A 17,505-nucleotide genomic window follows, 5' to 3' on the forward strand; every position below is an offset into this window, starting at 1 on the left:
GCGTAAGCGGGTGGCGAGCATCAATACGTTCAGAGGCCCTTGAAAATCAGAGACTCTTGGCGCCGAACGTATCGCACTGGTCGATCTGACCCTGAGCAAACCCGGCCTTGAACCAGCGCACGCGCTGCGCCGAGGTGCCGTGGGTGAACGAGTCAGGCACCACACGGCCCTGGCCCTGCTGTTGCAGGCGGTCGTCACCGATGGCGTTGGCCGCGTTCAGGGCTTCTTCGATGTCACCCGGCTCCAGCCAGTTCAGACGCTTCTGCCCGTTGAACGCCCAGACCCCGGCGAAGCAGTCGGCCTGCAGTTCCTGACGCACCAGCAAGCCGTTGGCGCCCTCCATGCGCTGGCCACTCTGGCGCGCCTGCTGAACCTGGTCCGATACGCCCAGCAAGGTCTGCACGTGATGACCCACTTCGTGCGCGATCACATAGGCCTGAGCGAAATCACCTGCAGCGCCGAAACGTTGCGACATTTCACGGAAGAACGCCATGTCCAGGTACACCTGCTGGTCGGCCGGGCAGTAGAACGGTCCGCTGGCCGCCGTGGCGTGGCCGCAGGCCGACTGCACCTGACCGTTGAACAGCACCAGTTTCGGTTCTTTGTAAGTCTGCCCGCCCTGCTGGAAGATCTGCTTCCAGGTGTCCTCGGTGTCGCCCAGTACCGTGCTGACGAATTCGGCCTGCTCGTCGTTGGCCGGTGGCGCCTTGCGTTGGCTGGTGTCCACCGGCGCCGCCTGCTGGCTTTGGCCGGTCAGTTCGCCGAGGATCTGCATGGGGTCCTGGCCGGTCAGCAGGCCGAAGCCGACGATCAGCACCACTGCGGTCAGGCTCAGGCCCTTGCCGCCTATGCGCATCCCGCCGCCGCCACTGCCGCCACCGTCACCGCGGGCATCCACGACGTTATCGCTGCGTCGGCCTTTCTTCCATAACATGGCAAAATCCTCATTCGATTCATGCATAACCATTCGGGTATGCCTGTGACCGTGTTTTTCAATATTCGTTGTCGACCATTTCCTTGAGACTAGTCCGAAGCCTGGAAACAGGTCCTCTATAAATCGAATAACAGGAGAACGGCATGTCTTCCCAAGACAGCAGTCGCTTCATCATCCGTGATCGCAACTGGCACCCCAAAGCCCTGACGCCGGACTACAAGACCTCGACCATGCGCTCGCCCCGCCAGGCGCTGGTGAGCATTCCGCAGTCGGCCAGTGAAAGCACCGGCCCCAATTTCGCCCATCTCAAGTTCGGCGAGTTCGACAACGACCTGCTGCTCAACTACAACCATGGCGGCTTGCCGATCGGCGAGCGGATCATCCTGGCCGGGCGCGTCTGCGACCAGTTCGGCAAGCCCATTCCCAATACCTTGGTGGAAATGTGGCAGGCCAATGCCGGTGGCCGTTATCGGCACAAGAACGACCGCTACCTGGCGCCCCTGGACCCCAACTTTGGTGGCGTCGGCCGTACGCTGACCGACAGCGACGGCTACTACAGTTTCCGTACCATCAAGCCGGGTCCGTACCCATGGCGCAACGGGCCGAACGACTGGCGTCCGGCCCACGTGCACTTCTCCATCAGTGGCCCGTCGATCGCCACCAAGTTGATCACCCAGCTGTATTTCGAAGGCGACCCGCTGATTCCGATGTGCCCCATCGTCAAGTCGATCAACGACCCCGAGGCGGTGCAGAGCCTGATCGCCAGGCTGGACATGGCCAACGCCAATCCGATGGATTGCCTGGCCTACCGTTTCGACATCGTACTGCGCGGCCAGCGCAAGACTCACTTCGAAAACCGCTGAGGGGGAACCGACATGCCTATCGAACTGCTGAAAGAAACCCCTTCACAAACGGCCGGACCTTACGTCCACATCGGCCTGGCCCTGGCGGCAGCCGGCATCGAGCCGCGCGAGCATGAAATCTGGAACCAGATGGCCAAGCCCGAAGCGCCGGGCGAGCACATCCTGCTGCTGGGCAACGTCTACGACGGCAATGGTCACCTGGTGCGCGACTCGTTTCTGGAACTGTGGCAGGCCGACGATCAGGGCCACTACCACATCGATTTCGACCAGGACAAACCCTTCAACAGCTTCGGCCGTACCGCTACCACCTTCGACGCCGGTGAATGGACCGTGCAGACGATCAAGCCGGGCGTGGTGAACAACGCCGCCGGCGTGCCGATGGCGCCCCACATCAACATCAGCCTGTTCGCCCGTGGGGTGAACATCCACCTGCACACGCGGCTGTATTTCAGCGACGAGGCCGAAGCCAACGCCAAGGACCCGGTGCTGAACCTGATCGAACAGCCGGCGCGGCGCGAGACGCTGGTGGCGACTCGCTGCGAGGTGGATGGCAAGCTGGCGTATCGCTTCGATATGCGCATTCAGGGGGAAGGTGAGACGGTGTTTTTCGATTTCTGATCCAGATACTGCGGTGCTCCCCTTCGCGGGCAGAGCCCGCTCCCACAAATCTCATGTGGGAGCGGGTCATGTGGGAGCGGGCTCTGCCCGCGAAGGGGTCACTGCGGTCCAGCGCCCTACCTCAATCCCACTCAGGCGCAAAATCCGGGCTCACCAACCGCTGATCCTTGGGCAACGCCGCAATGATCCGGCGATCTTCATCGTCCAACTGCACCTTCAATGCATCCAGGTTGCTCTGCTGGTTGGCCTTGCTGGCCGCCTTCGGGATTGCGGCGACATTGTCCTGATCCAGCAACCACTTCAACGCCACCTGGGTCGGCAGCACGCCATGCTTTTTGGCAATCGCCTGTAGCTCGGGAATCTGCGACACCTTGTTGCGCACCAGAGGGCTGTAGGCGGTCAGCGCCATGTCGTGCTGGCGGGCGTAGTCGAGCAGGGCGCTCTGCCCCAGGGTGACGTGGTATTCCACCTGGATGGTCGCCAACGGCGCGTTCAACTCCTCGACCACATGGCGCAGCAACGGCAGGGGAAAGTTGGCCACGCCGATGTTCAACGCACGGCCGTCCTGCTTGAACGACACCAGGGTGTCGATGGCTGCTTTCACATCCCAGCCCTCCTGGCCGGGCCAGTGGATCAGGAACAGGTCGATGTAATCGCTTTGCAGCGCGTTCAGACTGTTCTGGAACGATTCGCGCATGGCGTCGGGCGCCAGCTTGTCCCACCAGACCTTGCTGGTGACATGAATGTCGCCGCGCGGCACGCCGGATTCGGTCAGGCCGCGGCCCACGGCGGCTTCGTTGTTGTAGCCGGCAGCGGTATCGATGTGCCGGTAGCCCAGTTCCATTGCCTGGATCACGGCCGAGGTGCATTCCTCGTCGAGCATCGGCCAGGTGCCCAGGCCCAGTTTCGGCATCTTCAGCTGTTGGGCGTTGGTGATGAGTTGCATGTCGATCTCCTTCTCTACTGGCGGTTATTCGTCGTGTGTCGCTCCGGCCATGTGTCGCGCGGCAATGTAGCCGAAGGTGGCGGCAGGGCCCAGGTTGATGCCTCCGGCCGGGTAATGGCCGCCCATGATGCTGGCCATGTCGCTGCCGGCGGCGTACAGCCCGGCAATCGGCAGGCCCTGGCGATCGAGCACCTGTGCGTGCTCATTGGTCTTGAGCCCGGCGAAGGTGCCGAAGCTGCCTGCTTCAACCTTGACCGCATAGAAGGGCCCCTGTTCGATCGGCGCCACGCACGGATTGGGTTGGTGCAGGGCATCACCCTGTTTGCGGTTGTAGGCGCTGCCGCCGCGGCCGAATGCCGGGTCCTGCCCCAGCCGCGCGTGCCGGTTGAAGTTGTCCACCGTGCGGCGCAGCCCTTGCGGGTCGATGCCGCAGGCGCTGGCCAGCGCTTCCAGCGTGTCGCCGACTTTCAGGTAGCCGCTGTCCAGATGCGGTTTGATCGGCAGGGGAAAGGGCCGCGAGATGCCCAGTCCGTAGCGGCGCTGGAAGCGATGACTGCAGATCAGCCAGGAGGCGACTTCGCTGCCGGGCGCGTGCTCGACCATCGCCTGGACGTAATCGTAGTAGCCGTCCGCCTCGTTGACGAAGCGCTTGCCGTTGGCCAGCACGCCGATGATGCCGGGCTTGGCGCGTTCGATGATGTGCGGGAAATGGCCGACACTGCCATCGGGGTAGGGCACACGCGAGACCGGGCACCAGGCCGCGGCCGAGGCCAGGTCCGTGGCCACTTCGCCGCCGGCGGCTTCGCCCAGGCGCAGGCCGTCGCCATTGACGCCCTGCGGTGGCAGGGCCAGGTGTTCGTGGCCGGTGGGTGTTCGCGCAAACAGCGTCCGCCGTCGCTCGATATCGTTGGCGAAACCGCCGGTGGCCAGCATCACGGCCTTGCGAGCGTGGATCACGACCTCGCCCCTGGCCGTCTCGACCACGGCACCGCAGACCCGCGAACCTTGCATCGACAGCCGTCGAACCGGCGCCGACTCCCACAGCAGTACGCCCAGGTCGTCGGCCGACTTGGCCAGCCGCGCCACCAGTGCCACACCGTTGCGCAACTGCATGGCGCGTGCGTGCCAGGCCAGGTCGAACAGATGTCGGCCCACTCGCTGGCTGACGTGCAGCAGGGAACGCCATGAGCGGGTCAGCGTAAGAAAGGCGCTCAGGTCTGCCCCTGCCATGATCGGCATGCCCAGGAAGGAGGTTTCACGCATCGTTGTGCGCAGGCGGTTGAGCAGCCTTGTGCCCAGTTCGCGTGCGTCGTAGGGCGCCGCGATGACCGAGCGGCCACCGGTGCCGGCGCCCGGCGTGTCGCCATGGATGTCGGCGATGCCATTGCCGTCGGCAAATTGCAGGCGGGTATGTTTTTCGAAGAACGCGACCATCTGTGGGGCGGCTTCGAGAAAGGCGTCGACCCGCGCCGGATCGAAGTGCGCCCCTAGTTCATGTTGCAGGTAGGTGCGCGGCAGGGCTGGATCCTCGTCGATGCCGGCGCGCCGTGCCAGCGGATTGCGCGGCACCCACATCCACCCACCCGACCAGGCGGTTGCGCCGCCGAAGGTGCTGTCCTTTTCCACCACGATCACACGCAGCCCGTGGTAGGCGGCGGTGACGGCAGTGGCCAGGCCCGCGGCTCCCGAGCCGATCACCAGCACGTCGCACTCCACCGGGGTCGTTACGCAGTCAGGCGCAGGCATGGGATGAATCTCCAAGAAGCAGGTGGGTTAAATTATAATTTTATAGAACCTGGTTCCATATTCTATGGATTGCCGACCGGATCGCCAAGTGTAGAATCGGCGAAATTTTTTCATTCGTTCCATCTTCACGAGACCCCATCATGGCCGGCAGTCAGATCGAACGGGCGCTCAGCCTGCTTGAGAGCCTTACCAACGAGCCTCGCGGCCAAGCCCTGCAAACCCTTGCCGAACAGTTGGGCATGCCCAAGAGTGCAGCCCATCGCATGCTGTCCGAACTGGGCCGTCTGGGGTATGTGCGGCAGAACGCCGAGACCTTGCGCTATCACTTGTCGACCAAGCTGGTCGCGCTTGGCTTTCAGTACCTGTCGGGCAGCGGCGCCGACATCGTTCAGCCGATTCTCGACCGGCTGGCCCAGGACACCGGCGAGCTGGTGCGCCTCGGCGTGATCGAAGGCGACCGGCAAACCTGGATCGCCAAATCCCAGGGCGCCCGTTCCGGCCTGCGCTACGACCCGGAAATGGGTCGGGATGCGCCCCTGTTCTACACCGCCTCCGGACATGCCTGGCTGGCCTCCCTCAGTGATGCCAAGGCATTGGCCCTGGTAGAGCAGCAAGGCATTGCCAGTCGTGACGATTTCGGACCGAACGCGCCGCGTTCCAACGCCGATCTGCTCGAACGCCTGCGGGTGGCTCGCGAGGCCGGTTATGCCTGGGTGGTCGAAAGTTCGGCGCTGGGCACGTCGGCCCTGGCTGCCGTGATCCGCCATCCGCGCGACGCTCATGTGGTGGGTGTACTGAGCGTCGCCGGCCCCAGCGCGCGCTTGTCCGAGGCGCGCATGCATGAGTTGGCCGCGGGCTTGTTGACTGCTGCGCAGGAGTTGTCTCAGGTCAGCGTGGCGTCGGAGCTGTTCAGCTGAGTGTCGAAACAAAGGGGGTGCCATCGCGATCCGTGAAGTCGCCTGCACGATTGCGCTCTCGTTGACTTGAAATATTCCGGAACTTGGTTCTAAATATTTGGAGAAAACAAAAACCAAGGATCTGCATCGTGACCTCCCCTCTGCGAATCGCCCTGATCGGTGCTGGCAACATGGGCCGCCAGCATTACCAGCATCTGCAACAGATGGACGGCGCCCAGCTCTGCGCCATCGCCGACCCAGGCCCTCAGGCAACCGCCTTCGCCGCTGAATGCGCGGTGCCGCATTTCACCGATTATCGGCAGATGCTGGCGCACGTGGCGCCCGAGGCCGTCATCGTCGCCAACCCCAATGCCCAGCATGTGCGTACGGCTCTGGACTGTCTGGCGGCCGGGGTCCCCGTGTTGCTGGAAAAGCCGGTGGGGGTCGATCTGGACGAAGTGGCCGAGCTGGTGGCCGCCAGCTCGGCCAGCGGTGTGCCGGTCCTGGTCGGTCATCATCGGCGGCACAACCCGATGATCAGCCGCGCCCGACACGTCGTGCAAAGTGGCGTGCTCGGTCGGCTGACCACGGTGACGGCGCTGTGGCAGTTGCAGAAGCCCGACAGTTACTTCGACATCGCCTGGCGTCGCGAACCGGGGGCAGGGATGCTGCTGACCAATCTGATTCATGACCTGGATCTGCTGCGCTACCTGTGCGGCGAAGTCCACCAGGTGCAGGCCTTCGGCAGCAATGGCATTCGCGGCTTCGGCAACGAAGACAGTGTGGCGGTGTTGCTGCAGTTCGAAAACGGTGCGCTGGGCACCTTGACCGGTTCCGATGGGGTCGCCGCGCCCTGGAGCTGGGAGCTCGGCTCGGGCGAGAACCCGGTCTATCCACGCCAGGCCGATCAGCCGTGCTACCTGCTGGCAGGCACGGCCGGTGCGCTGAGCGTGCCGCAACTGACGCGTTGGCATTACGCCGAAGCGGGCGCGGGCTGGCATGAGCCCTTGCAGCAGGTGCAGGAGACCTTCGCGCCTGCTGAAGCGTTGCGCGTGCAGCTTGAGCATTTCATCGAGGTCGCGCGCGGGCAGGTCGAACCGCTGGTGAGTGTGGTGGATGCTGCGCGAACCCTGGCGTTGGTCGACGCCATCGGGGACGCGATGCGCACCGGGCGCGCCTGTGCACCCCGCGCGTTGGGCCAGGCCGGTTAGTTGGCTGAAACGCTCTCACCTTGACCGACACTTTCAAGCCCCAAGGAACCGCCCATGACCCACCGCATCCTGTCTCTGGCCGCCTTGACCGTGCTCGAGCTTTCGCCTCCCGAGATGGTCGAGGTCGCTGCCCGCGCCGGCTACAGCCACGTTGGCCTGCGCACCGAACCGGCCACGGTCGAGGAGCATCACTATCCGTTGCTGCGCGACAAGGCGTTGCAACGTCAGACGGCTGCTCGTTTGCGCGATACCGGGATCAAGGTGCTGGACATCGAAATCCTGCGGCTCAAACCGCTGACCCGCGTGGCGGATTTCGAAGCTCATCTGGCGTTGGGCGCCGAGTTCGGTGCCAGCGAATTGCTGGTGGCGGGTAACGATCCAGACGTGCAGCGGGCCAGCGACAACCTGGCTCAGCTGTGCGACCTGGCGCGGCCCTATGGCATCCATCCGCACCTGGAGTTCATGCCTTGGACCGACTGCCCGGATCTGGCCAGCGCGAGGGTGATGCTCGACAAGGCCGGTCGCGACAATGCCTGCATCCTGGTCGATGCCTTTCATTTCGACCGCTCCAACTCGCGACTCGAAGACCTGCGCAGCCTGCCACCGCAACGCTTGCGTTATGCCCAACTGTGCGACGTGGCGGGTCCATGCCCTGATGACATGGCCGAGATACTGCGCCAGGCCCGCCAGGAACGTCGTTTTCCGGGAGACGGCGACTGCGACTTGGTTGGCTTGTTGAGAGCGCTGCCCGAGGATGTGCCGCTGAGCCTGGAGATACCCACGGCGCGGCTGTTGGAGCAGGGGGTGAGCGCTTATGAGAGGGCCCGGATGGCCCTCGAGAAAACCCAGGCTTTACTGGCTGAGATCTAGGGTGATGCCACTGGCCTCTTCGCGGGCAGAGCGCTCGCCGCCCGCCCCGCTCCCACATGGATATGCGGCGAGCCTCTGTGGGAGCGGGCTCTGCCCGCGAATAGCCCCACCGCCACCCCGCGCCTGGCTCAAGCCCCCTGCGGCACCTTGCGTGGTGCCATCAGGTACAACCACACCAAGGCAATGAAATACATCGCCGGAATGATCGTGAACAACACCGTGTAGTTGTTGTTCGTCACAGTCAGGATATAACCCACCACCTGGGTCATGAACATCCCGCCGACCGCCGCGCACATGCCGCCGAAGCCGAACACCGTGCTCATCATGTGCTTGGGCGTGTAGTCCATCACCACGCTCCAGATGTTCGCCGTCCACGCTTGGTGCGCGGCGATGGCCAGCGAGATCGCCGCCACCGCCACCCACAGGTTGGCCGCGCCAGCAGCGAACACCACGCTGATGATCGCCAGCGCAAACACCAGCATCGACAGCAGCCGCGCCTTGACCGGTTGCATGCCGCGTCCGATCAGGAACGAGGACAGCACGCCACCGCCCACACTGCCGACGTCGGCACTCAGGTAAATGATGATCAGCGGGATGCCCATCTGGGTGACGTTGATGCCCAATTGGTATTGCTGGTTGAGGAACGGCGGCAGCCAGTACAGGTAGAACCAGAACACCGGGGCCGTCATCATGAAAGCCCCGGCAAACGCCCAGGTGCCGCGCATGGTCATGATCTTCCAGAACGGTACGCCCGGTTGCTCGGGGGCTTCCTGATCCTGGATGTATTCGAGCTCGCTGGCCTTGACCCGTGGATGCTGGTCCGGATCGAAGTACTTGATGCCCCAGAACACCGCCCAGGCCAGCCCCAGCAGGGCGATGGTGAGAAACGCCGCCTGCCAGCCCCAGACACTGAGAATCAACGGCAGCATCATCGGCGTCAGCAGCGCGCCGACGTTGGTCCCGGCATTGAAGATGCCGGTGGCCACTGCGCGCTCCTTGGCCGGGAACCACAGCCGGGTGGTCTTCACACACGCGGGGTAGTTGGCGGCCTCGGTCAGGCCGAGGATGAACCGGCAGACCATGAAGCCCACCGCCGAGGTCGCCAGGCCGTGGGCGCCGGTGGCCAGGCTCCAGAGCAACACCGCACAGAAGAACACACGCTTGACGCCGATCCGATCGATCAGGCGGCCTTGCAGCAGGAAGCCGATGGCATAGCCGACCTGGAACCAGAAGTTGATGTTGGCGTAGTCCATCGCCGTCCAGCTCATTTCCTTGGCCAGAATCGGCTGCATGACGCCCAGTGCGGCGCGATCGATGTAGTTCAAGGTTGTCGCGAAGAACACCAGGGCGAGCATGCCCCAGCGAGTCTTGCCGACGGCGGCGCCGGCCTTGACCATGTCCCTGAAGCCGACTTTGGTCTCAGGCGCTTGTTGGGCGCGGGGCAGGGCGGAGCTGTGGGGGTGTGTCATCGTTGGGACCATCCGTACAGGCGCAGTGGTTTCGACCACCGCCGAACTTCGACTGAGCGTGAGGCAGTCTGATACAGGGCATGCACGGTATCAGAGACATTGCCGTCAGGGTGCACTCGGTGGGGTCAAACGCGTGCGTATTGACCGGCTTCGACGCCGCTGGGGAAGGTCACAGGTACGGGATGGGTGCGAAATCGGATGGGCATGAGTGATTACCTGAGTTCTTGAAATTCTTATGGGGTGTTGGCCGCCACGGCGGGCGGTCTGCGCTGGGTCGATTGCAATCTGCGCTTCGACCAGCTTCACTGTCGGAACCGATGGTGCGCACACCGCCCGGGCTAATCAATCGATGCACACGGTAAGTGGTCGATAATCGCACGCAAAACTAACCAGTTGGTACGTGCTCGGGTAGAGTGGCAAACTGATACAACCCCCTTTTTTCATCACGGTTCTGCCTGCCCTCAGGCGCTGGGCGGAACCGCAGAAAAGGCGCGTAGTCGAGGCCTCGGCGCAAGCCCTCGTAGCGCCTTTTCGTAGAGCCTTATTGGAGCGTGCCATGCAGCGTTCGATCGCCACCGTATCCTTGAGCGGTACCCTGCCGGAAAAACTCGAAGCCATTGCCGCCGCCGGCTTCGATGGTGTGGAAATCTTCGAGAATGACCTGCTGTACTACGACGGCAGTCCGCGTGAAGTGCGCCAGATGTGCGCCGACTTGGGCATCGCCATCACACTGTTCCAACCGTTCCGTGACTTCGAAGGCGGCAATCGCTCGCGCATGGCGCGCAACTTCGACCGCGCCGAGCACAAGTTCGACCTGATGCAGGAACTGGGCACCGACCTGGTGCTGGTGTGCAGCAACACCGCCGCCGACTCGCTGGGCGAGCAGCAGATCCTCGTCGACGATCTGCGCGAGCTGGGCGAACGCGCCGGCAAGCGTGGCTTGCGCATCGGCTATGAAGCCTTGGCGTGGGGCCGCCACGTGAATACCTATCAGCAGGTCTGGGACATCGTCCGGCAGGCCGATCATCCGGCCCTGGGTGTGTTGCTCGACAGTTTCCACACGCTGTCGCTCAAGGGCGATCCGCGCGCCATCGCCGACATTCCCGGCGACAAGATCTTCTTCGTGCAGATGGCCGATGCGCCCATCCTGGCCATGGACGTGCTGGAATGGAGCCGGCATTTCCGCTGCTTCCCAGGGCAGGGCGAGTTCGACCTGCCGGGCTTCCTCGCACCGATCATCAAGACCGGCTACACCGGCCCGTTGTCGCTGGAAATCTTCAACGACGGCTTCCGCGCCGCGCCGCCTCGGGCCAATGCCGCCGATGGTCTGCGCTCGCTGCTGTACCTGGAGGAAAAGACCCGCAAGCTGCTTGAACAGGAAGCAACGCCGGTGGCGAACCTGGACATCCTCTTCGCGCCGCCTGCTGCAGATGACTACAAAGGCATCGAATTTCTCGAATTCGCGGTCGACGAAGCCTTGGGGGCCAAGCTCAGCCACTGGCTGCAGCAACTGGGCTTCGCCAAGGCCGGCCAGCATCGTTCCAAGAACGTCAGCCTGCTGCGTCAAGGCGATATCAACCTGATCCTCAATGCCGAACCCTATTCCTTCGCCCACAACTTCTTCGAATCCCACGGCCCATCGCTGTGTGCCACCGCGTTGCGGGTCAAGGACAGCGCCAAGTCCCTGGAACGCGCAGTGGCCTACAAGGCCCAGCCGTTCCGCGGCCTGGTCGGGCCCAACGAGCGTCAGTTGGCGGCCGTGCGGGCGCTGGATGGCAGCCTGATCTACCTGGTGGACGAGGCCAGCGACGGGCCGACCATCTACGAGAGCGACTTCAGCCTCAGCCCATCGCCAGCGACGCCGGGCATGCTCAAGTCCATCGACCACATGGCCATGGCCATTCCGCCGGACACCCTCGACAGCTGGGTGCTGTTCTACAAGACCGTGCTGGACTTCAAGGCCGACGACGAGGTGGTGCTGCCCGACCCCTATGGCCTGGTGAAAAGCCGTGCGGTGCGCAGCCAGTGCAGTTCGATCCGCCTGCCGCTGAACATCTCGGAAAACCGCAACACGGCGATTTCCCATGCGCTGTCGACTTATCGCGGTTCGGGCGTGCACCACATCGCCTTCGATTGCGACGACATTTTCGCGGCCGTTAGCAAGGCCAAGGAGGCTGGGGTGGCGCTGCTGGACATCCCGCTCAACTATTACGATGACCTCGGCGCGCGGTTCGATTTCGACGACGAATTCCTCAGCGAGCTGGCGTACTACAACGTGCTGTACGACCGTGACGCCAACGGCGGTGAGCTGTTCCATGTCTATACCGAGCCGTTCGAGGAGCGCTTCTTCTTCGAAGTGCTGCAGCGTCGCGGCGGTTATGCCGGCTATGGTGCTGCCAACGTTGCAGTGCGCCTGTCGGCCATGGCCAAGGCGCGCGCCGGTGGCATACGCCACGCCAAGCTCTGATCGGGTGCCCGCCGCGCAGGTGCGCGGCGGGCTTTGCTTGCCTGCGCGGCGCGCCGCATAATGCCCGCTGACCAACGACGGCCGTGAGCCCAGCATGACTACAATCTCAGAGGCCGACGCGCACGCTGCCGACGTTCCTCGCAAGCCCCGCAAGAACAACCCCGAGAAGACCCGCGAGAACATCCTGCAGGCGGCCATCACCGAGTTCGTCGAGCAAGGCCTGGCGGGCGCCCGCGTCGATGCCATCGCCGAGCGTACACACACCTCCAAGCGCATGATCTATTACTACTTCAGCAGCAAGGAGCAGCTTTACCTGGAGGTGCTGGAAAAGCTCTATGGGGATATTCGCGGCACCGAAGCCAAGTTGCATCTGGACGAGCTGACGCCGGTGGAAGGCATTCGCCGGCTGGTGGAATTCAGCTTCGATCACCACGATCGCAACGAGGATTTCGTGCGTATCGTGTGCAACGAAAACATGCACAAGGGCGAGTACGTCAAGAAATCCACGAGCATTCGCGAGTTGAACAAGACCGTGCTGCTGGCACTGGCCGACCTGTTGCGGCGCGGCACCGAGCAGGGCGTGTTCCGTCCGGGGCTGGATGCCATGGACGTGCATTTGATGATCAGCTCGTTCTGCTTCTACCGAGTGTCCAACAAGCACACCTTCGGCCAGTTGTTCCAGGTGGATTTCAACGAAGCCACGTTGAAGCTGCACCACCGCGAAATGCTCTGCGAATCACTCCTGCGCTTCATCCAGGCCCCGTAGCAGCCACAGACGCCGCATCCACCGCCGACGCGGCTCGCGCCGCTGCTACAGGGGTCGTGATTCGGGTCTTGGCTTACCCGTTCATTTCGGCGAAATGCGCCATCATGCGTTCGGCATCGGCTTGCCGGCCGCTGAACAGCTCGAAGGCTTTCACGGCCTGGAACACGGCCATGGTGCCGCCGTCCAGCGTGCGGCAACCCAGGGCGCGGGCTTCGCGCAGCAGTTCGGTCTCAAGGGGAAAATAGACGATCTCGGCCACCCACAGCGCCGGGCGCAGGGCCGACTTGGGCACCGGCATGCCTGGCAGCTTGGCCATGCCCATCGGTGTGGTGTTGACCAGGCCATCGGCCTCGGCCAAGGCCGTCAGCAGGTCGCTGCCCGCCTGTGCCGGCTGCCCCGGAAAATGCTGGTTGAGGTTGTCGGCTAGGGCCTGCGCCCGCGCCGGCTCGACATCGAAGATGCTCAACTGCTGCACGCCTTCGAGCAGCAACGCATGGGCCACCGCCGCACCGGCACCGCCGGCACCCATTTGCACCACCCGGTCACGCTTGGCCTCACGCATGCCGCGGCGGAAACCCTCGGCGAACCCCAGGCAATCAGTGTTGTGACCGACCCGTTTGCCATCCTTGAGCACGACGGTGTTCACGGCACCGATTCCAGACGCCTCCGGCGACAGCTCATCGAGCAGGGGAATGATCGCCTGCTTGGCCGGAAAGGTTATGTTGAGGCCGGTGAAGCTCATGCGTTGAGCCGCAGTGAGCAGCTCTTCAAGCGCACCGTTGTCGAGCTTCAGTGCATCCAGGTCGATCAACCGGTAGACATACCCCAAGCCCTGCGCCGCGCCTTCGCGCTCGTGCATGGCTGGGGTTCGGGACTGCTGGATACCGGCGCCGATCAGGCCCGCCAGGACGTTTTTACCGCTCATCGAGTGACTCCATTATTTTTGTTGGGTGCGATGCGGGTAAATTGTACTAACCGGTTAATTACGTCAAATCATTTTGTCGGCGTCGTCTGCTTGCCATGGCCAGACACGGCAGCGCCCGCATTGCGGGGCAATTGCCAGAGGTCGAACATCGATACCAAGGTCAGAATCCCCACCAGCACGAACGCCATGTGATAGCTGGCCAGGGATTCGCCGTTCACGCCCAGCACCGATTCGCTCAGGCGCAGGAAGATCACCGCCAACGCCACGCCCAGGCCGAAAGCCAACTGCTGAGTCATGCTGAACAGCGTGTTGGCCGAAGACATCAGCGGCTGCGGCATGTCGGCGAAGGCGACGCTGCTGTAAGCGGTGAACCCCATCGAACGAGCCATGCCCGACACCAACAGCACCGGCAGGATCACCGCCAGTGGCGTGGCCGCGGTCATTGCCGCGCAGGCGAAGGTAGTGCTCGCTAGCACCAGGCTGCTGCCGATCAGCGTGGTCCGGAAACCCCAGCGACGCAGCACCCAAGAGGTCATGGGCTTCATCCCGATGTTGCCGGCGAACAGCGTGAGCACCAGCAGGCCGGCGGTGAAGGCGTCATGACCGAACCCCAGTTGGAACATCAGCGGCAGCAAAAAAGGGTGTGCGCTGACCATGGCACGAAACAGCGAGCCGCCGTTGAAGGTTATCCGGTAGGTAGGGATCTTCAGGGCGTCCAGTTTCAACAGGGGCGTGGGGTGCCGGGTGAAGTGACGGTACATCGCCCACAGCAGGACGGCACTGGTGGTCAGCATCAGATAGCCGTACCCGCTGCGTGGAGCCTGGCCTATGAAATCGAGGCCGAACAGCAGGCCCACGCACGCCAGGGCACAGAGTACAAAACCCACTGTGTCGAAGGGGCGGTGGGGATGTTCGCCTCGGCCCTCGGGCATCAGCTTGTAGGCACACACCAGAGCGATCAGGCCCAAAGGCAGGTTGAGCAGGAAGATCCAATGCCATGACGCATAGGTGGCCAGGAAGCCCCCCACCGGCGGGCCCAGCACCGGCGCCACCAGTCCGGGCCAGGTGATGAAGGCGATGGCAGTAAGCAGGTCGGACTTCTCGGTGTTGCGCAGGACCGCCAGGCGCCCCACCGGCACCATCATGGCCCCACCAATGCCCTGCAGCACCCGCGCGGCGGTGAACTGCCAGAGCTCCTGCGAGGCTGCGCACAGTACCGAGGCCAAGGTGAACAGCGCCAGCGCTGCCATGAACACGCGACGATGCCCCCAGCGATCGGCGACCCAGCCACTGCCGGGAATGAAGATCGCCAGAGTCATGACGTAGGCGGTGATGCCGATGTTCAGGTCCACTGCGGTGGCCTGGAAGGATCTGGCCATGTCCGGCAGGGCGGTGACGATCACCGTCGCGTCCAGGTTTTCCATGAAGAACGCCGCGGCCACCAGAAGAGCCATCAAGCGTGAGCGCGAAGCGGACAGAGGGACGTTGGCAGCGTTGTTCAAGCCGGTCTCCATGACAGTGGTAACTTCTTGTTACCTCTGTTCTACCACAGGCACGTCCGCCGTTGCAGCCACGCAGGCCGCGTCAGGGGCCTGCGTGGTTTGCCTGACAGGGCGCGTAACCGTCTCGCGCGGTTCGGCCCGTCACTGCAGCACGGCGGTCAACGGCGTACCAGCAGTACCCCTGATTCCATATGGTGGGTGTATGGGAACTGGTCGAACAACGCGCACTTGGCCACCCGATGGGTATCGTGCAATTGCTCGATGTTGGCCGCCAGCGTCTCCGGATTGCAGGAGATGTACAGGATGTTGTCGAAACGCCGGGTCAGCTCGCAGGTGTCCACGTCCATGCCGGCCCGTGGCGGATCGACGAACACGCTGCCGAAGTCATAGGCCTTGAGATCGATACCCTGCAGACGACGGAACGGACGCACTTCGTTGAGCGCCTCGGTCAGCTCTTCGGCCGACAGGCGCACCAGGGTCACGTTGTCGACGCCGTTGTCATCGAGGTTGTGCAAGGCGGCGGCGACCGACGTCTTGCTGATTTCCGTGGCCAGCACCTTGCGCACCTGGGTGGCCAGCGGCAGAGTGAAATTGCCGTTACCGCAGTACAACTCCAGCAGATCGTCGTCGCGCGGGCCTAGGGCCTCGTACGCCCAGTTGAGCATCTTCTGGTTGACCGTGCCGTTGGGCTGTGTGAACGCGCCTTCGGGCTGGCGATAGCGGAACGTACGACCAGCCACCTCGAGCGCCTCGACCGCATAGTCGCGGCCGATGACCACACGCTTGCCCTTTGAACGGCCGATGATGCTCACACCCAGGTCGCTCGCCAGTTGCTCGGCAGCGCGCTGCCAGTGCTCGTCCAGCGGGCGGTGATAGCACAGCGTTACCATCGCGTCGCCGTCCAGTGTGGTCAGAAACTCCACCTGGAACAGCTTGTTGCTCAGCGCCGCATCCGCCTGCCAGGCGGCCTTCAGGCGCGGCATCAGTTCGTTGATGCGCGCGCTCGCGATGGGAAAGCTGTCGATCAGGATCGGGACATGCTTCTCGCCGGGCGCGAACATCGCGTAGTGACGCTGGCCATCCTCGCGCCACAGGCGAAATTCCGCGCGCAGCCGGTAGTGCTCGCGAGGCGAATCGAACACAGCCGGTTCCGGCGCGTCGAACGGCGCCAGCAAGGCGCGCAGGCGCGCTACCTTTTCATCCAGCTGCTGGGTGTAGGAGGTGGGGTCGAGAACAACACTCATGGATACCAGCCCAGTTTCACAACGAACAGAATGGAAAGGATCACCAGCGCCGAGTTCAAGTCGCGGGCACGGCCCGCCAGCAGCTTGATCAAGGTCCAGGCGATGAAGCCGAAGGCGATGCCGTTGGCGATCGAATAGGTCAGCGGCATCGCCAGCGCGGTGACTACCACCGGGGCGGCTTCGGTGATGTCGTCCCACTCGATTTCAGCCAGGCCCGACGCCATCAATACTGCCACGAAGAACAACGCCGGCGCCGTGGCATAGGCCGGCACGCTGCCCGCCAGCGGAGCGAAGAACAGCGCCAGCAGAAACAGCACCGCGACCACGATGGCAGTCAGGCCAGTACGGCCCCCGGCGCTGACGCCCGCGGCCGACTCGATGTAGCTGGTAGTAGTGGAGGTGCCCAGCAGCGAACCGGCCATGGCCGCCGTGCTGTCGGCGATCAGCGCGCGGCCCATCTTCGGCATGTGGCCGTCCTTGCCCATCAGACCGGCGCGCTTGGCCACGCCGATCAAGGTCCCGGAGTTGTCGAACAGGTCGACGAACAGGAAGGCGAAGATCACGCTGAGCAGGCCGATGTCCAAGGCCCCGGCGATGTCCAGCTGCATGAAGGTCGGCGCCAGCGATGGTGGCATCGACACCAGCCCGTTGAATGGGCTGAAGCCCAGCAGGATCGACGCGGTGGTCACCACCAGAATGCCGATCAGCACCGCCCCGCGAACCTTGCGCGCCTCCAGCGCGACGATCAGGAAAAAGCCCAGAATCGCCAGCACCGCACCGGGCTTGGTCAGGTCGCCCATGCCCACCACGGTGGCCGGGTTACCCACCACGATCCCGGCGCCTTGCAGCGCAATCAGCGCCAGGAACAGGCCGATGCCCGCAGCGATGGCCGAGCGCAATGGCAGGGGGATGCTGTTGACGATCCACTCGCGGATCCGAAAGATCGACAGCAGGAAAAAGCACACCGCCGAGATGAACACCGCGCCCAGCGCCACCTGCCAGGTGTGGCCCATGTGCAACACGACGGTGTAGGTGAAGAAGGCGTTCA

Annotated in this window: 15 protein-coding genes; 7 read left to right on the forward strand and 8 right to left on the reverse strand. The window is 63.6% G+C overall.

The annotated features are described in order from the left end of the window. Positions 1 to 46: 46 nt before the first annotated feature. Positions 47 to 934: a KPN_02809 family neutral zinc metallopeptidase gene (ypfJ, locus tag B2V21_RS15330; protein ID WP_286917309.1), complete on the reverse strand. Its 888-nt coding sequence runs from the start codon at positions 932 to 934 to the stop codon at positions 47 to 49. Positions 935 to 1,077: 143 nt separating this feature from the next. On the opposite strand from ypfJ, the gene pcaH reads away from it, so the two are divergent. After that, the gene (gene pcaH, locus B2V21_RS15335; RefSeq protein ID WP_286917310.1) at positions 1,078 to 1,797 is read left to right on the forward strand and encodes a protocatechuate 3,4-dioxygenase subunit beta; all 720 of its coding nucleotides are present in this window, start codon (positions 1,078 to 1,080) and stop codon (positions 1,795 to 1,797) included. Positions 1,798 to 1,809: 12 nt separating this feature from the next. Further along, entirely contained in the window at positions 1,810 to 2,415 is a 606-nt protein-coding gene (pcaG, locus tag B2V21_RS15340; protein WP_049860902.1) for a protocatechuate 3,4-dioxygenase subunit alpha, read from the forward strand. Between the two features lie 121 nt (positions 2,416 to 2,536). Here pcaG and B2V21_RS15345 read toward each other — a convergent pair whose 3' ends face one another. Both B2V21_RS15345 and B2V21_RS15350 read right to left on the reverse strand, forming a co-directional pair. Continuing rightward, a complete protein-coding gene (locus B2V21_RS15345; RefSeq protein WP_286917311.1) occupies positions 2,537 to 3,361 on the reverse strand; it encodes an aldo/keto reductase in 825 nt (274 codons plus the stop codon). A 24-nt stretch (positions 3,362 to 3,385) separates the two neighbouring features. Next, on the reverse strand, positions 3,386 to 5,107 hold the full coding sequence (locus tag B2V21_RS15350) for an FAD-dependent oxidoreductase (protein ID WP_286917312.1): 1,722 nt from the start codon (positions 5,105 to 5,107) through the stop codon (positions 3,386 to 3,388). Positions 5,108 to 5,247: 140 nt separating this feature from the next. On the opposite strand from B2V21_RS15350, the gene B2V21_RS15355 reads away from it, so the two are divergent. The 3 genes from B2V21_RS15355 to B2V21_RS15365 all read left to right on the forward strand — a co-directional run bounded on the left by B2V21_RS15355 (position 5,248) and on the right by B2V21_RS15365 (position 8,084). After that, entirely contained in the window at positions 5,248 to 6,024 is a 777-nt protein-coding gene (locus tag B2V21_RS15355; protein WP_286917313.1) for an IclR family transcriptional regulator, read from the forward strand. A 128-nt stretch (positions 6,025 to 6,152) separates the two neighbouring features. After that, a complete protein-coding gene (locus B2V21_RS15360) occupies positions 6,153 to 7,214 on the forward strand; it encodes a Gfo/Idh/MocA family protein (protein ID WP_286917314.1) in 1,062 nt (353 codons plus the stop codon). A gap of 54 nt (positions 7,215 to 7,268) precedes the next feature. Further along, positions 7,269 to 8,084 carry a sugar phosphate isomerase/epimerase family protein gene (locus tag B2V21_RS15365; protein WP_056844051.1) on the forward strand — a complete coding sequence of 272 codons (816 nt, stop codon included), beginning with the start codon at positions 7,269 to 7,271 and terminating at the stop codon, positions 8,082 to 8,084. 128 nt (positions 8,085 to 8,212) lie between these two features. Here B2V21_RS15365 and B2V21_RS15370 read toward each other — a convergent pair whose 3' ends face one another. After that, a complete protein-coding gene (locus tag B2V21_RS15370) occupies positions 8,213 to 9,553 on the reverse strand; it encodes an MFS transporter (RefSeq protein ID WP_376787130.1) in 1,341 nt (446 codons plus the stop codon). Between the two features lie 556 nt (positions 9,554 to 10,109). Here B2V21_RS15370 and quiC point away from each other — a divergent pair. Both quiC and B2V21_RS15380 read left to right on the forward strand, forming a co-directional pair. Continuing rightward, the gene (gene quiC / locus B2V21_RS15375; protein WP_134723745.1) at positions 10,110 to 12,020 is read left to right on the forward strand and encodes a 3-dehydroshikimate dehydratase QuiC; all 1,911 of its coding nucleotides are present in this window, start codon (positions 10,110 to 10,112) and stop codon (positions 12,018 to 12,020) included. A gap of 94 nt (positions 12,021 to 12,114) precedes the next feature. Then, complete coding sequence (locus B2V21_RS15380; protein WP_049860910.1) at positions 12,115 to 12,786, forward strand: TetR/AcrR family transcriptional regulator; 672 nt, start codon at positions 12,115 to 12,117, stop codon at positions 12,784 to 12,786. Positions 12,787 to 12,859: 73 nt separating this feature from the next. Here the strand turns inward: B2V21_RS15380 and B2V21_RS15385 are convergent, their stop codons facing one another. The 4 genes from B2V21_RS15385 to B2V21_RS15400 all read right to left on the reverse strand — a co-directional run. After that, positions 12,860 to 13,711: a shikimate dehydrogenase gene (locus B2V21_RS15385; protein ID WP_056844053.1), complete on the reverse strand. Its 852-nt coding sequence runs from the start codon at positions 13,709 to 13,711 to the stop codon at positions 12,860 to 12,862. Between the two features lie 68 nt (positions 13,712 to 13,779). Beyond that, complete coding sequence (locus tag B2V21_RS15390) at positions 13,780 to 15,213, reverse strand: MFS transporter (protein ID WP_313661470.1); 1,434 nt, start codon at positions 15,211 to 15,213, stop codon at positions 13,780 to 13,782. Between the two features lie 158 nt (positions 15,214 to 15,371). Continuing rightward, positions 15,372 to 16,457, reverse strand: coding sequence for a tRNA (uridine(54)-C5)-methyltransferase TrmA (gene trmA / locus B2V21_RS15395; RefSeq protein ID WP_056844055.1), 1,086 nt, complete (start codon positions 16,455 to 16,457; stop codon positions 15,372 to 15,374). Further along, the coding region (locus tag B2V21_RS15400; protein ID WP_286917316.1) for an NCS2 family permease at positions 16,454 to 17,505 on the reverse strand (1,052 nt) is incomplete at its 5' end. The genes trmA and B2V21_RS15400, both read right to left, overlap by 4 nt.

The sequence above is a fragment of the Pseudomonas sp. UBA6276 genome (assembly GCF_002438365.1).
Lineage (GTDB): Bacteria > Pseudomonadota > Gammaproteobacteria > Pseudomonadales > Pseudomonadaceae > Aquipseudomonas > Aquipseudomonas coleopterorum.

Excerpts from the sequence above, each read along its gene's own strand:
- ypfJ (WP_286917309.1), bottom strand. The coding sequence starts at position 934 with ATGTTATGGAAGAAAGGCCGACGCAGCGATAACGTCGTGGATGCCCGC.
- pcaH (WP_286917310.1), top strand. The coding sequence starts at position 1,078 with ATGTCTTCCCAAGACAGCAGTCGCTTCATCATCCGTGATCGCAACTGG.
- pcaG (WP_049860902.1), top strand. The coding sequence starts at position 1,810 with ATGCCTATCGAACTGCTGAAAGAAACCCCTTCACAAACGGCCGGACCT.
- B2V21_RS15345 (WP_286917311.1), bottom strand. The coding sequence starts at position 3,361 with ATGCAACTCATCACCAACGCCCAACAGCTGAAGATGCCGAAACTGGGC.
- B2V21_RS15350 (WP_286917312.1), bottom strand. The coding sequence starts at position 5,107 with ATGCCTGCGCCTGACTGCGTAACGACCCCGGTGGAGTGCGACGTGCTG.
- B2V21_RS15355 (WP_286917313.1), top strand. The coding sequence starts at position 5,248 with ATGGCCGGCAGTCAGATCGAACGGGCGCTCAGCCTGCTTGAGAGCCTT.
- B2V21_RS15365 (WP_056844051.1), top strand. The coding sequence starts at position 7,269 with ATGACCCACCGCATCCTGTCTCTGGCCGCCTTGACCGTGCTCGAGCTT.
- B2V21_RS15370 (WP_376787130.1), bottom strand. The coding sequence starts at position 9,553 with ATGACACACCCCCACAGCTCCGCCCTGCCCCGCGCCCAACAAGCGCCT.
- quiC (WP_134723745.1), top strand. The coding sequence starts at position 10,110 with ATGCAGCGTTCGATCGCCACCGTATCCTTGAGCGGTACCCTGCCGGAA.
- B2V21_RS15380 (WP_049860910.1), top strand. The coding sequence starts at position 12,115 with ATGACTACAATCTCAGAGGCCGACGCGCACGCTGCCGACGTTCCTCGC.
- B2V21_RS15385 (WP_056844053.1), bottom strand. The coding sequence starts at position 13,711 with ATGAGCGGTAAAAACGTCCTGGCGGGCCTGATCGGCGCCGGTATCCAG.
- trmA (WP_056844055.1), bottom strand. The coding sequence starts at position 16,457 with ATGAGTGTTGTTCTCGACCCCACCTCCTACACCCAGCAGCTGGATGAA.